The following is a 12,326-nucleotide window of genomic DNA, read 5'->3' on the forward strand; positions in this document are numbered from 1 at the left end:
TGGCCGCATTGCTCTCTTCAAGGGGGCCTCAATGGCTGTCGAAATCCCTCCGCTCATCAAACCCTCCCGGCTCAGGAGCCGGGGCGGCCTGCTGGGCGAGTGTCTGGCGGAGTTCCTGGGGACCTTCGTCCTCATCTCCTTCGGCTGCGGTGTGGTCGCGATGGCGGTCGCCGCGCTGCCCGGCTCGGGCCGTGCCGCCACCCCCACGACGATCTTCCTCGCGGCCGGCGACTGGCTGCTGATCACCTTCGGCTGGGCGTTCGCCGTCGTCTTCGGTGTCTACGTCGCCGGTGGTGTCAGCGGTGCCCACATCAACCCGGCGGTGACGCTGGCGATGGCCGTGCGACGGGGGTTCTCCTGGGCCAAGGTGCTGCCGTACTGGTTCTCGCAGGTGGTCGGTGCGCTCACCGGGGCGGCGCTGGTCTACCTCGTCTACCACGACGCGATCAGCGCCTACGACCACGCCGCTACGGGGCCGAAGGTCAACGGGCACACCAACGCCACGTTCTCCATCTTCGCGACCTTCCCGGCGGCGTACTTCCACGGCGGCATCTGGGGGCCGCTGATCGACCAGATCGTCGGTACGGCCTTCCTGGTCATGCTGGTCGTCGCCGTCATCGACCTGCGCAACCAGGCCGTGAAGGCCAACCTCGGCCCGCTGATCATCGGCTTCATCGTCGCCGCCATCGGCATGTCCTACGGTGCCAACGCGGGGTACGCCATCAATCCCGCACGTGACTTCGGGCCGCGCCTGTTCACCTATGCGGCGGGCTGGGACAGCCTGGCGTTCCCGGGGAGCGTGTCCGGCGCGTTCAGCGCCTTCTGGTGGATCCCGATCGTCGGGCCCCTGATCGGCGGGGTCATCGGAGTCCTGATCTACGACCTGTTCATCGGCGACGTCCTGGTCGTACGTGCCGAGATGGCCGAGCTGCCCGAGCCGGGCCGGACCCGGCCCGTGAAGACGGTCGACGAGGACGAGGAGTACTAGTCCGCCTCGGTCTCTGCTTCGGTCTCTGCTCCTGCCCCTGTTCCTGCCCCTGTTCCTGCCCCTGTTCCTGCCCCTGTTCCTGCCTCCGCCCCCGCTCTGCGGGCCGTCGACGCGATGTCCTCCAGTGCCGCCAGATGGGCCGCCAGCGCTCGTCGGCCGGTGAGCGTGAGGGCGGCCCAGGTGCGCGGGCGCTTGCCGAAGTAGCCCTTGCGGATGCTGACGTAGCCCGTCTTCTCCAGGGCGGAGAGGGTCTTGCTCAGCGTCGAGTCGGACACCTGGCAGTAGTCCCGCAGGACGGCGAACTCCGCCTCCCCGCAGGCGGAGAGGTACGCGGCCAGGGCCAGCCTCGTGGGGTGGTGGAGTTCGCGGTCCAGGGCGGGGGGTCGGGGTGCACCGGTCATGCCGACGTCACCCCGGTGGCACGCAGCAGATGCTCCAGGCCGCCCGCGATCCCGAAGGCCACCAGCCAGCCCGACAGGCCGTAGGGGATCGCGGCCAGCAGGCCCACGGCGATGGCGGCGCAGGGGAACAGCCAGGTCCGCCACGTCGTCCGGGCACCCTTACCGCGCCGGTCGAACCAGGGCGCCACCCCGCCCCGGTGCGCGCCGATCCACACCAGGGCGAAGAAGGCGCCCAGACACAGCAGCGCGCCGATCGTCAGTGGCGTCTCCCACCGTGGCTGCCGGTTGCCCAGGCCCAGCGCCGTGAAGCCGGCGGCGAAGGTCAGGGCCTGGCCGACGGCCCAGCCCCGGGGCCTGGTCCGCCGGTCGCTCGCCGCCCGTGCCGCCGCCTGGGCCGCGTGGGCGGTGTCGAGCGCCTGCTCGGCCTGCCGTGCGTCGACGGGGTCCCCCGTGGTCGTCATGCGTGTACCTCCGGATGGTGGGAGGGCGGCTGGTCGGACCGCCCACTGATCACTCTCAGCATGGACAATACTTTCCCAAATGCAAGTACTTTCCCCGTGCACGTTGCACGTCCTCCTCGGGTCTCACCAGCCCGTCAGCAGCAGATGGTTCAGGAGCAGGGCCAGCAGCGCCTGGGCGGTGAGCCAGGCCCGTGGGTGGGGGAGATACGCGCACGCCGGGAGCAGCCACATCGCGAACGGGAGCCAGATGCGCTCCGTCTCGGCCTTGCTCATCCCGGACAGGTCGGCGATCAGCAGGGCCAGGAGGGCGGCGGAGACGAGGACCGCCAGGCGCACCCCGGCGGCGTCGGCGCGGTGGGCGAGGGTCGTGGCGGTGCGGCGCAGGCCCGCCGCCGTCGCCAGGCCCGTGATCAGGACCGTGCAGGCCAGGTTGGCCCACACCCAGTAGCCGTAGGGGCGGATGCCGCCGACGCCCTGGTAGTAGCGGGTCACCAACAGGTGGTACGCCGTCCACCAGTTGAAGCCGGCGAGCGTGAACGCCAGTGGTACGACGGCCAGTCCGGCGAGGAGGGGGAGCAGGAGCGCCGGGCGCGCGCGTACCCCGTCCCGGCCCAGGAGCAGGACCGCCGCCGCGAGGAGGGCGATGAGCGTGAGGCCGTACGACAGGTAGCAGGTCAGGCCGAAGAGGAGGCCGGACGCGGCCGCCCAGGGGAGGGAACGTCCCGTGACCGCGAGCGCGAGCAGGGCCACGGACCAGGCGGCGACCGCCGCGAAGTAGGCGTCCGCGGAGGCGCCGAGCCAGACGGCCGCCGGGGCGAGGACCAGGAAGGGGGCCGCGCGGCGGGCCAGGGCCTCGTCCGCGAGGGCGCGGAGCGCGACCAGGACGGCCGCGCAGGCCGTCGCGCCGGCGACGATGCACCACATCCCGGCCCAGCCGCCGCCGCGCAGCCCGATCCGGTCGAGGAGGACGAAGGTGAGCGTGGCGCCCGGGGGGTGGCCGGCGACATGGGCCGGCCAGGGGGACGGGGTGCCGCTGACGATGTGGTGGGTGAAGTCGCGCAGGGTCGCCGGGATGTCGTGGAAGCGGCCGATGACCCGCAGATACTCCTCGCGCCTGGTGAGGCGGGTCGCGATGCCCTGCTGCCAGCCGTCGACCAGGGCGAGGGAGACGATCCAGGCCGTCGCCGCCGCCCAGGACACGGGCAGCAGGGCGCGCCAGGGCAGCCGGGCGGCCACGGACGGACCGTACGCCACGCCGGCCGCCGCGAGCAGGACGGCGGCCGGGGTGCCGGGGCCCACGTGCGGGTCCCAGTCGGCGAACACCGGCGGCCAGTGCACGAAGAGGGTGCGGTAGGTGAACTGGATGTGGCGGCCGACCAGTACGGCCGCCGTCACGAGCAGGGCGGCGGCCCCGGCGGCGTACAGATCGCGGCGGAGGGAGCGGGTCACGTCGGCACGTTAGGCCGCAAGGCCCTGCGCAAGCCGTTGTACGGGCGCGACGTCAGCGTTTCGTCATGGGTCGCACACCCGTTTCCGGGCGTGTCCGGGCCTACGGTCGAGCCATGCGCGACCATCCCCGGCTTCCCACCTCCCCCGGTTTCTGGCGCAGCCCGCTGCGCGGCACCTGGTTCACCTCGGTGCTCGGCCTCGTGCTGCTCGTCGGCATCACCGTGCTCTTCGTGACCGGCCTGGTGTCGTACGCGGCCTACAACCCGGGCCTGTCCCGGGTGAACGACACGACCCCGGACAAGGGCATCCTCGGCTTCTACCTGTTCCCGTGGCCGACCGGACCGGTGTGGCTGTACCGGTTCACCCAGGGCGTCCACGTCACTCTCGGCATCACCCTGATCCCGGTGCTGCTGGCCAAGCTGTGGTCGGTGGTGCCGAAGCTGTTCACGCTGCCGCCGGCCCGCTCCCTGGCCCACGCGCTGGAGCGGATCTCGCTGCTGCTGCTGGTCGGCGGCGGGCTGTTCGAGTTCACGACCGGGGTGCTCAACGTCCAGCTGGACTACGTCTTCCCCGGCTCCTTCTACCCGCTGCACTTCTACGGCGCCTGGGTCTTCTTCTCCGCGTTCGTGGCGCACGCCGTGCTGAAGACACCGAAGGCGGTGCGGGCGGTGCGGCGACGGCTGCGCGAGGAGGACGACGACCTGGTCTCCCCGGACCCGGCCCCGCCCACGGTCTCCCGGCGCGGGGCGCTGTGGCTGGTCGGCGGCGGCTCGCTGCTGCTGTTCCTGACCACGGTGGGGCAGAGCCTGGGCGGGCCCTTCCGCCGTACCGCCCTGCTCGCGCCGCACGGCGGGGCGGACCCGGCCGGCGGCCCGAACGGCTTCCAGATCAACAAGACGGCCGCGTACGCCGGGATCGACACGGCGGAGACGGGGGAGGAGGCGTGGCGGCTCGTCGTCACCGGACGCACCGGGACGGTCCGGCTCAGCCGCGCCCAGCTGCTGGAGCTGCCCCTGCACAGCTCGTCGCTGCCGATCGCCTGTGTGGAGGGCTGGTCCACCGCCGACCAGTGGTGGCGGGGGGTGCGGCTGCGCGACCTCGCGGCGCTCGTCGGGTACGACGGCGACCCGCCGGACGTGTTCGTGGAGTCCCTGCAACGGCACGGCGCGTTCCGCCGCGCGGCCCTGCGCGCCAACCAGGTGGCCGACCCGCGCTCCCTGCTCGCCCTGTACGTCAACGGCGAGGACCTGTCCCCCGACCACGGCCACCCGGCGCGGATCATCGTGCCCGCCGCACCCGGCGTGCTCAACACCAAGTGGGTGGCCCGGCTCACCTTCGGAGATCTGTGATGCGGCCCCGTCTTCCGGTCGGCAGTCCGTTCCAACTGCTGCTGCTCGCCTGCTCGTTCGCGCTCGCCGGGTACGCCGGGGTACGGCTGCTCGCCGGTGACTGGTTCGGGGTGGCCCTGTGGGTCGTGGGAGCCGCCCTGCTGCACGACCTCGTGCTGGTGCCGCTGTACGCGGCGCTGGACCGGGTGGTCGTGCACGGGCTCGACGCGGCCGGGCGGCGGACGTGGCTGCCGTACGTGCGGGTGCCGGCCGTGCTGTCGGGGCTGCTGCTGCTCGTCTGGTTCCCGCTGATCTTCAATCTCGTGGACCGGCGCTACCGCCTGGCCACCGGCCTGTCCGCGGACGGCTACCTCGGGCGCTGGCTGCTGATCACCGCCGTGCTGTTCGGCGGCTCGGCGGTGCTGCTCGGGGTACGGGTGCGCAGGGCGGCGAAACGGCGGTCGCCGGCCGTCCACTGAGCGGCCGTCCGCCACCCGGTCCGGTCCGCGAGCCGGAGCAGGGCGGGGGTGCCGATCCGCGCCCAGGGGAAGGGGTCGCCGACGGCTTCCCGGCCGTGGGTGACGACCTGCACTTCGGCCCGCTCCTCGATGTCCAGCGGGGCGGTCTCGGTTATCAACAGGCCGCCGGGGGCGAGGAGTTGGGCCATCCGGTGCAGCAGGGCACGCGGGTCGCCGCCGATGCCGATGTTGCCGTCCATGAGCAGGACGGTGCCCCAGCGGCCCTCGCCGGGCAGCGGGTCGAAGGCCGAGCGGCGCAGCGCCTGGCCGCCGACGGTGATGGTGCGGGTGACGGCGGCCTCGCTGACGTCGACGCCGAGGACGGTACGGCCCCGGGCGGCGAGCTCCGCGACCAGCCGGCCCGGTCCGCAGCCGACGTCCAGGACGGCGCCCTCGCAGCGGTCCAGCACCGCCCGGTCCACGGCGTCCGCGCCGGCGCACCAGCGCTCCACCTCCAGCGGCAGCAGCAGGCCGTCGGCGCGGCGCAGGTAGAGCGGGCCGCGGCCGGTGCGCAGGGCGGTGGCGTACGGGTCGGAGGCGGCCCAGGCGGGCGGGGCGGCGGCCTGGGCGCTCATCGGGTGGCTCATGGTGTGGCTCATCGGCCGGCCGTGCAGTCGGCCAGCCGGGCGGCGAAGGCGCCGTGCGGGGCGAGGGCGGCGACGGCGTGCGCGTCGGCGGCGGTGTCGACGTCCCGCAGCCGGGGCAGGTCGCGCACCCGCAGTCCGGCGTTGACCAGCCGCTCTCGCTGGACGGCACCGGTCTCCGGGGTGGACATGGGCACACCGTGCAGCAGCGCGGGCGCGGGGCGGGCCAGGCCCAGCGCCCAGAAGCCGCCGTCCTCGGCCGGGCCGAAGTACGCGTCGCAGTCCGCGAAGTCCACGGTGAGCAGGGCCGGGGTGACCTGCGGGGTGTCCATGCCGATGAGCAGGGCCGGGCCCGAGCAGTGGGCGAAGGCGTCGGCGAGGCGGGCGTCGAGGCTGCCCGCGCACTGGGGTACGACGTCGAAGCCGGGGGGCAGCCAGGGGCCTGGCCGGCCGTCGAGCACGAGCACTCTCCGGGTGGCCGGGGTTTCGGCCACCGCGCGCAGGGTGTCGGCGAGCGCGGCCTCGGCGAGGCCGGCGGCCTGCTCGGGGGAGAAGGGTGGGGTGAGGCGTGTCTTGACCCGGCCGGGCCGTGGCTCCTTGGCGATGACGAGGAGGGTGGTCATGGGGGCCTTTCCTGGCTGGTGAGCGGAGTACGGCGCCTGTGCACGGACGGTTCTGCAACCCCCTGGGGGGCGCGGGGCTCTATCGATGTGCGGCTCCGCCGCGTGGGCGCGACCCGCCCCCACCGGCCCGCAGTTGCGGTGGCTCGTTCAGGACGTGGGACATGTCCCGCACCGCCTGCCACGTGCCCCGCCAGGTGCCGGTGACCTTGGACGCGCCCGTGCGAGGGAGGTACGGCACGTCGTGTTCGGTGATGCGCCAGCCCGCGTCGGCGGCGCGGACGACCATCTGGAGCGGATAGCCGCTGCGGCGGTCGGTCAGGCCGAGGCCGAGGAGGGGCTCCCGGCGGGCGGCGCGCAGGGGGCCGAGGTCGTGCAGGCACAGCCCGGTGCGGCGGCGCAGGAGGCGGGTCAGCGCGAGGTTGCCGGCGCGGGCGTGGGCCGGCCAGGCGCCCCGGGTCTGCGGGCGGCGGCGGCCGAGCACCAGGTCGGCCTCGCCGGCCCGGACCTCCTGGACGAACGGCACCAGCTGCGCGGGATCGAGGGAGGCGTCGCAGTCGCAGAAGCACACCACGTCGGCGGTGGCGGCCAGCAGCCCGGCGTGGCAGGCGGCGCCGAAGCCGCGCCGGTCCTCGCGCACGACGTGCGCACCGAGGGCGCGGGCGACATCGGCGGAGCCGTCGGTGGAGCCGTTGTCCACGACGACGGCGCGCCAGCCGGCCGGGATGCGCGCGAGGACCCAGGGCAGTGCCTCGGCCTCGTTCAGGCAGGGCAGCACGACGTCCACGTCGGGCACGACGTCCACGTCGGGAGGGGGAGGGGAGGTGCTCACGGGCTTCACCCTACGAACACGAACCATGACAAAGCGGGCTTCGGCTCCTTACGAAACGGGGACGTCGGGGCCGTGGCCGGGCCTCGGGGGCGGCGCGGTGACAGGGTGGGAGACATGCAGCAGCCGTACGCATCACCGGACACCGCGCCGCGCCCCGGTTCCCTGGGCCGGATCCTCGTCGTGGACGACGACCCGACCGTCGCCGAGGTCGTCGCCGGATACCTGGACCGGGCCGGATACGCCGTGGACCGGGCCGCCGACGGCCCGGCCGCCCTCGCCCGCGCCGCCGCGCGCCGGCCGGACCTGGTGGTGCTGGACCTGATGCTGCCCGGGATGGACGGTCTGGAGGTGTGCCGGCGGCTGCGCGAGCACGGACCCGTCCCGGTCGTCATGCTCACCGCGCGCGGCGACGAGGACGACCGCATCCTCGGCCTGGAGGTCGGCGCCGACGACTACGTCACCAAGCCGTTCAGCCCGCGCGAGCTGGTGCTGCGGGTGGAGTCGGTGCTGCGCCGGGCCCGGCCCGCCGTGCCGCGCGGCCCGCTCGGCGCGGCCGGTCTGACCGTCGACCCGGCCGCCCGCCGCGCCACCAAGAATGGAACCGAACTGGCCCTCACCATCCGGGAGTTCGACCTGCTCGCCTTCTTCCTGCGGCATCCGGGGCGGGCGTTCGGCCGGGAGGAGCTGATGCGGGAGGTGTGGGGCTGGGACTTCGGCGACCTGTCGACCGTCACCGTCCACGTCCGCCGGCTGCGCGGCAAGGTCGAGGACGACCCGGCACGCCCCCGTCTCATCCAGACCGTGTGGGGCGTCGGCTACCGCTTCGACACCACCGGGACGGAGGCGGACTGACGTGCGCGACACCCTCCTCATCGTCCTCTACGCCTTCCTCGGCGCCGCCGCCACCGGCCTCGCCGGAGCCGCGGTGCTGCGCCTGATCCGCCGGCGCTCCCTGACCACCTCGCTGGCCGTGGTGGCCGCCGTCGGCGTGGTGGCGATGCTCGCCGGGACCATGGCCGTGGCCCAGGCGATGTTCCTGTCCTCCCACGACCTCAGGGTGGTCACCACCGTGGTCGCCATGGCGGCCGTCGTCTCCCTGGCGACCGCGCTGCTGCTGGGCCGCTGGGTGGTCGCGCGCAGCCGCGAACTCGCCGACGCGGCACGGCACTTCGGCGACGGCGGCGCCTTCGCCGCGCCCGCCGCCCCCGCCACCGCCGAACTGGACGCCCTCAGCCGCGAGTTGGCCGCCACCAGCGCCAAACTCGCCGCCTCCCGGGAACGGGAGCGCGCCCTGGAGACCTCCCGCCGGGAACTCGTCGCCTGGATCTCGCACGACCTGCGCACCCCGCTCGCCGGGCTGCGCGCCATGTCGGAGGCGCTGGAGGACGGGGTGGCCGCCGACCCCGACCGCTACCTCAAGCAGATGCGCACCGAGGTGGAACGCCTCAACGACATGGTCGGCGACCTCTTCGAACTCTCCCGCATCCACGCCGGGACGCTGCCGCTGAGCCCCGCCCGCATCTCCCTCTACGACCTGGTCGGCGACGCCCTCGCGGGGGTCGGCCCGCTCGCCCGCGAGCACGGCGTACGGCTCGTGGGCGACGGGGTGGAGCCGCTGCCCGTGGAGGTCGACGGCAAGGAGATGAGCCGGGTCCTCGCCAACCTGCTGGTGAACGCCATCCGCCGGACCCCCGCCGACGGCACGGTCGCCGTCGCCGCGGAGCGGGCCCCCGAGGGCGTGGTGCTGTCGGTGACGGACGGCTGCGGCGGCATCCCCGAGGAGGACCTGCCCCGCGTCTTCGACACCGGCTGGCGCGGCACGGACGCGCGCACGCCGCCGGCGGGGGCTGGGCTCGGCCTGGCGATCGTCCGCGGCATCGTCGAGGCCCACCACGGCCGGACGACCGTCCGCAACATCCCGGGCGGCTGCCGCTTCGAGGTGACCCTGCCGGCGGCGGAGGCGTGAACGGCTACCCGGCCCGGCGGCAGGAGATGGCGGACGAGGACTGCTCCACGCAGCTGATCTCAGGGCCGAGGAAACGCGAGACGATCGGTGCGATGTCCCTCTCGCAGGACAGGGCCGGGCCGTCCTCGTCGTCTTCGCTCGCGTGCTGGCAGATCCTGCTGAGGACGCTGCCGTTGTCGATCTTCTGGCCGGGCGGCGGCGTGTCCGCGGAAGCCGACGGGGCGAGGAGGCCCAGGCCGAGCAGCGGTGCGGTGAGCAGCGCTGCGAGGTGGGCGCGGGTTGGTTTGAGGGATCGTAGCGACATGGCGGTCCTTTCGACTGATTTGTCCGAAACAACGTCAAGATCAACGACGCCGCACGGGCGCGGACACGCTCAGTGCGCCTGGGTGAGCTGCCGCATCCAGATATCGGCCCCCGCGTGATCAGCCGCGGCGGGCCGCCCCCTCCGGCCAGATGACGTCCACGGGCAGCCCGGCGTCGCGGGCCTCCAGCACGGTGTCCGCCGTACCGCCGCCCTTGCCGGACGGCGGTGTGCCGTCCCAGACGGCGACAAGCCGGTCAGCCCGCTGGAGCAGCGTGCGATTGGCGTCCTCGTAGGCCGACCGGTTCGCTGTCTCGTGCTCCAGGACGAGGACCTCGTCGGCGGCCTCGAAGAGGCGGTCGAACGTGTCGGCATGGTCGGGCTTGACCTTGTTCTGTCGGTAATCCTGGGAGGGGATAACCACGGTCAGGCGGCCGCCGAGTTCCAGCACGACCTCCGCGAAAAGCGAGTCCGATCCCTTGGCGATACAGGAGACACCGGTCAGGTCTGCGGCATATGGCTTCAGCGTCTCCCGCAGGGCGTCGAGGACCAGGGGCACGCTGTCCTCGGTCAGGTCCATGTGCCCGGTCACGGCGATCGTGGTCACATTGCTCCTTCAGGTCGACAGCATTTCGCGGATCATTGTCCGGGCCTCGGCCGTCGGCCGTGAGGCGCCCCGGCCGACGGTGTACGGATACAGCTGACCGAGCTGCGCCCGAACGCGGCTGGACTTGGTACCGGCCGCTGCTTCGACTGCGCGCCGCGTGTGGTCCACGGCCCCGGTCACATCGCCCATGAGGAAGTGGCACTCGGCCAGGCCGATCCTGTCGAGAGCGTGGCTTCGCCCGGCCTCCGGGCCACGCCGGGCCAGAGCCTGACGGATCGAGTCCGCAGCTCGCTCGGCATGCTGCTGCGGCTCCTTGCGGGCCATGTCCAGCAGGCGGCCACCGGTGACACCGGCCAGCTCCGCATGGTCGAAGTACGAGATCCAGTACGGCTCATCGTCCGCCCCTGCGTCGGCGAGGGCCTCGGCCGCCTCGCCGGTGGCCCGCTGGAAGGCAGCTGCGCGCCCCATGGCCGCGTACGCCCAAGCCTCCCGCGTGTGCAGCATCGCCCGCAGACGTGGTCCGGCAGCTTGGCGCGCACCTTTCTGTGCCAGGTGTACCAGTTCCAGTGCGTCCTGTGGGCGGTCTTGGTACAGCATCTGCCGGGCCATGCCCGCGAGTACGTTCGCGCCGAAGGCGGCGTCGCCGGCGGCGTGGGCCGTGCGCAGGGCGAGCAGGTAGTAGGACTGCGCCTGCCGTTGGAGTCCGGAGTCCCAGGCGATTGTCGCGGCGGTCCCTCCGAGGTAGGCCATCACCTGGAACAAGCCCTGCTCGACGTCTGGCGCCTGGTGCTCTTCAAGGTGGCCGGCGACCTCGTTGAGTTGGCCGACGACGGCTTTGCGCCGGAGGCCCCCGCCGTACCGGTGGTCCCAGGATCGGAACGCGCGCGCCGTTCCTTCCAGCTGCCGTACCTCGTCCATTCCGATGCGGCCCCGGTGGCCTACGCCGGACTTCAGGGCTGACGTGGGATGGAGCCAGCCCTCAAGGGAGTCGAGGAGCGCGGCGCCGGACAGGGCCGCGCCGGCGATGGCGCGTGTTGCTGCACGGCGGTCCATCACAAGGTCACTCCTGGTCAGGTCCCCGGCCAGGTGCACGGTCGCTGTGGGGAGCCAGGACGCGTCGTCAACGGGTAACCGTGTGGCCGGGGTCGGTGTCGGCTGGTCTGGGATGTCGGGCTTCGCCTCCCAGGGCCGGTCGGCAAGTCCCACCATCCGACCGGGAATTCGCAGCCCGTCTGCGATGCGGCAGATCACCTCGAAGCTGGTGACCTGCTGTTGACCGCCGATGATCAACGAGACCTTGCCGGGCGCGAGCTGGCAGGCTGAGGCGATGCGGTTCTGCGACAGGCCGCCCCACTTCTTGATGAGCGCGAAGGCCGCTGCGAAGTCGTGCTCTGCCAGGGCTCGCTTGAGGTCGTCTCTGTCGAGGACGTCAGGGGCGAGCGGGCCGGGGGTGGTGGCGTTCATGGGGCCAACTTCCGGAGTGATCGTATGCGCAATGCCGAGCAGTTCCGAAGCAGCAACGAGTGTATTACCGCCTCGGTAACACCCGACGGTCATCGCGCAATTGCCCGCGGTGGACAACGCTCGAGGCATCAACAGCGCTAACCCCGGCGACCGCACGCACGGCCCCGGGGACGGCCAACGCTCAATTGCTGTTGAGGAGCGTCGACATGACGAACGGTACCGCCCCGACTGCCAAGCGCACACGGGGCCCGGCGATGACAATCAGGGTGTACACGGTCACGGGGGAGGGCATCGTCACCGCGCGACCAGAAAGGCAGAGTGGATCATCTCGCAGGCGTCCCGTGCGTTCATCTGCGGCAGCGGCGTTGTCGTGAGGCTCTCCGACGCAGATTGGGAAATGGAGCCTGGTGGTTGGCTCGTGGAGCTTGGCGGCTCCTGGTGCAACCAGGACGTGTTGGTCACCGGCAATCTCGCGGTGCCGGACGTCACCGCCGAGCAGATCGCCCCGAAGTTCACCTACTACCCGCACTACGCGGAATAACGCACCGACCACGCCCACCCTGGCAATAGGTCACGTGGCCGAGGCGTCTGGCTCCCGACCGCCATGAGAGGGGGGAACACACCTATGAGGGTAGACGCTACGCCGCCCACGCCAGGGCCTGATCCGCCGGGCGGACCTCCGCCAGCAAGGCCTCGGAGTCAGCAGCGCAAGCCTCACTGAGGGGCCCTGAACCGGCCCCCGGTCGTCTCCTCACCTCCCATGGGAGATGGCCGGGGCCGCCGATTACGACTTCAACCACCTACGGG

Annotated in this window: 15 protein-coding genes; 6 read left to right on the plus strand and 9 right to left on the minus strand. The window is 72.7% G+C overall.

Annotated features, from left to right (window positions below; genetic code table 11):
* Positions 1 to 31 precede the first annotated feature (31 nt).
* Positions 32 to 988, plus strand: a complete 957-nt coding sequence (locus tag ACZ5DS_RS36860; RefSeq protein WP_468247375.1) for an MIP/aquaporin family protein — start codon at positions 32 to 34, stop codon at positions 986 to 988.
* Here ACZ5DS_RS36860 and ACZ5DS_RS36865 read toward each other — a convergent pair.
* The 3 genes from ACZ5DS_RS36865 to ACZ5DS_RS36875 form a co-directional block, all read right to left on the minus strand.
* Positions 985 to 1,389 (minus strand): transcriptional regulator, encoded by a 405-nt coding sequence (locus tag ACZ5DS_RS36865; protein WP_468247377.1) that lies wholly within the window; start codon positions 1,387 to 1,389, stop codon positions 985 to 987. The genes ACZ5DS_RS36860 and ACZ5DS_RS36865 overlap by 4 nt on opposite strands.
* Complete coding sequence (locus ACZ5DS_RS36870) at positions 1,386 to 1,850, minus strand: hypothetical protein (RefSeq protein ID WP_468247378.1); 465 nt, start codon at positions 1,848 to 1,850, stop codon at positions 1,386 to 1,388. Before ACZ5DS_RS36870 ends, ACZ5DS_RS36865 begins: the two co-directional genes overlap by 4 nt.
* Positions 1,851 to 1,973: 123 nt before the next feature.
* The gene (locus ACZ5DS_RS36875; protein ID WP_468247381.1) at positions 1,974 to 3,299 is read right to left on the minus strand and encodes a hypothetical protein; all 1,326 of its coding nucleotides are present in this window, start codon (positions 3,297 to 3,299) and stop codon (positions 1,974 to 1,976) included.
* Positions 3,300 to 3,412: 113 nt separating this feature from the next.
* On the opposite strand from ACZ5DS_RS36875, the gene ACZ5DS_RS36880 reads away from it, so the two are divergent.
* Together ACZ5DS_RS36880 and ACZ5DS_RS36885 are read left to right on the plus strand one after the other, a co-directional pair.
* Entirely contained in the window at positions 3,413 to 4,648 is a 1,236-nt protein-coding gene (locus tag ACZ5DS_RS36880) for a molybdopterin-dependent oxidoreductase (RefSeq protein WP_468247383.1), read from the plus strand.
* Positions 4,648 to 5,106 carry a hypothetical protein gene (locus ACZ5DS_RS36885; protein WP_468247385.1) on the plus strand — a complete coding sequence of 153 codons (459 nt, stop codon included), beginning with the start codon at positions 4,648 to 4,650 and terminating at the stop codon, positions 5,104 to 5,106. Before ACZ5DS_RS36880 ends, ACZ5DS_RS36885 begins: the two co-directional genes overlap by 1 nt.
* On the opposite strand, the gene ACZ5DS_RS36890 is transcribed toward ACZ5DS_RS36885, so the two are convergent.
* The 3 genes from ACZ5DS_RS36890 to ACZ5DS_RS36900 form a co-directional block, all read right to left on the minus strand.
* Positions 4,995 to 5,732 carry a methyltransferase domain-containing protein gene (locus ACZ5DS_RS36890; RefSeq protein WP_468247388.1) on the minus strand — a complete coding sequence of 246 codons (738 nt, stop codon included), beginning with the start codon at positions 5,730 to 5,732 and terminating at the stop codon, positions 4,995 to 4,997. The genes ACZ5DS_RS36885 and ACZ5DS_RS36890 overlap by 112 nt on opposite strands.
* 8 nt (positions 5,733 to 5,740) lie before the next feature.
* Positions 5,741 to 6,352 carry a TIGR04282 family arsenosugar biosynthesis glycosyltransferase gene (locus tag ACZ5DS_RS36895; protein WP_468247390.1) on the minus strand — a complete coding sequence of 204 codons (612 nt, stop codon included), beginning with the start codon at positions 6,350 to 6,352 and terminating at the stop codon, positions 5,741 to 5,743.
* Positions 6,353 to 6,431: 79 nt separating this feature from the next.
* The gene (locus ACZ5DS_RS36900) at positions 6,432 to 7,190 is read right to left on the minus strand and encodes a glycosyltransferase family 2 protein (RefSeq protein WP_468247391.1); all 759 of its coding nucleotides are present in this window, start codon (positions 7,188 to 7,190) and stop codon (positions 6,432 to 6,434) included.
* A gap of 105 nt (positions 7,191 to 7,295) precedes the next feature.
* Here ACZ5DS_RS36900 and ACZ5DS_RS36905 point away from each other — a divergent pair, with 105 nt between their 5' ends.
* Positions 7,296 to 8,033, plus strand: a complete 738-nt coding sequence (locus ACZ5DS_RS36905) for a response regulator transcription factor (protein WP_468247394.1) — start codon at positions 7,296 to 7,298, stop codon at positions 8,031 to 8,033.
* Position 8,034: 1 nt separating this feature from the next.
* Complete coding sequence (locus ACZ5DS_RS36910; RefSeq protein WP_468247396.1) at positions 8,035 to 9,147, plus strand: sensor histidine kinase; 1,113 nt, start codon at positions 8,035 to 8,037, stop codon at positions 9,145 to 9,147.
* Between the two features lie 4 nt (positions 9,148 to 9,151).
* On the opposite strand, the gene ACZ5DS_RS36915 is transcribed toward ACZ5DS_RS36910, so the two are convergent.
* The 3 genes from ACZ5DS_RS36915 to ACZ5DS_RS36925 all read right to left on the minus strand — a co-directional run bounded on the left by ACZ5DS_RS36915 (position 9,152) and on the right by ACZ5DS_RS36925 (position 11,519).
* Positions 9,152 to 9,451: a hypothetical protein gene (locus tag ACZ5DS_RS36915; RefSeq protein WP_468247398.1), complete on the minus strand. Its 300-nt coding sequence runs from the start codon at positions 9,449 to 9,451 to the stop codon at positions 9,152 to 9,154.
* A gap of 118 nt (positions 9,452 to 9,569) precedes the next feature.
* On the minus strand, positions 9,570 to 10,055 hold the full coding sequence (locus tag ACZ5DS_RS36920; RefSeq protein WP_468247401.1) for a hypothetical protein: 486 nt from the start codon (positions 10,053 to 10,055) through the stop codon (positions 9,570 to 9,572).
* A 9-nt stretch (positions 10,056 to 10,064) separates the two neighbouring features.
* Positions 10,065 to 11,519, minus strand: a complete 1,455-nt coding sequence (locus ACZ5DS_RS36925; protein ID WP_468247602.1) for a hypothetical protein — start codon at positions 11,517 to 11,519, stop codon at positions 10,065 to 10,067.
* A 418-nt stretch (positions 11,520 to 11,937) separates the two neighbouring features.
* Between ACZ5DS_RS36925 and ACZ5DS_RS36930 the strand changes: the two genes are divergently transcribed.
* Positions 11,938 to 12,060: a hypothetical protein gene (locus ACZ5DS_RS36930; protein ID WP_468247403.1), complete on the plus strand. Its 123-nt coding sequence runs from the start codon at positions 11,938 to 11,940 to the stop codon at positions 12,058 to 12,060.
* Positions 12,061 to 12,326: the final 266 nt, after the last annotated feature.

The sequence above is a fragment of the Streptomyces sp. NPDC031100 genome (assembly GCF_055570785.1).

What these genes read in the sequence shown, in the direction of transcription:
- ACZ5DS_RS36895 (WP_468247390.1), bottom strand. Translation starts at nt 6,352, where the DNA reads ATGACCACCCTCCTCGTCATCGCCAAGGAGCCACGGCCCGGCCGGGTC.
- ACZ5DS_RS36870 (WP_468247378.1), bottom strand. Translation starts at nt 1,850, where the DNA reads ATGACGACCACGGGGGACCCCGTCGACGCACGGCAGGCCGAGCAGGCG.
- ACZ5DS_RS36915 (WP_468247398.1), bottom strand. Translation starts at nt 9,451, where the DNA reads ATGTCGCTACGATCCCTCAAACCAACCCGCGCCCACCTCGCAGCGCTG.
- ACZ5DS_RS36860 (WP_468247375.1), top strand. Translation starts at nt 32, where the DNA reads ATGGCTGTCGAAATCCCTCCGCTCATCAAACCCTCCCGGCTCAGGAGC.
- ACZ5DS_RS36925 (WP_468247602.1), bottom strand. Translation starts at nt 11,519, where the DNA reads ATGAACGCCACCACCCCCGGCCCGCTCGCCCCTGACGTCCTCGACAGA.
- ACZ5DS_RS36865 (WP_468247377.1), bottom strand. Translation starts at nt 1,389, where the DNA reads ATGACCGGTGCACCCCGACCCCCCGCCCTGGACCGCGAACTCCACCAC.
- ACZ5DS_RS36905 (WP_468247394.1), top strand. Translation starts at nt 7,296, where the DNA reads ATGCAGCAGCCGTACGCATCACCGGACACCGCGCCGCGCCCCGGTTCC.
- ACZ5DS_RS36880 (WP_468247383.1), top strand. Translation starts at nt 3,413, where the DNA reads ATGCGCGACCATCCCCGGCTTCCCACCTCCCCCGGTTTCTGGCGCAGC.
- ACZ5DS_RS36890 (WP_468247388.1), bottom strand. Translation starts at nt 5,732, where the DNA reads ATGAGCCACCCGATGAGCGCCCAGGCCGCCGCCCCGCCCGCCTGGGCC.
- ACZ5DS_RS36885 (WP_468247385.1), top strand. Translation starts at nt 4,648, where the DNA reads ATGCGGCCCCGTCTTCCGGTCGGCAGTCCGTTCCAACTGCTGCTGCTC.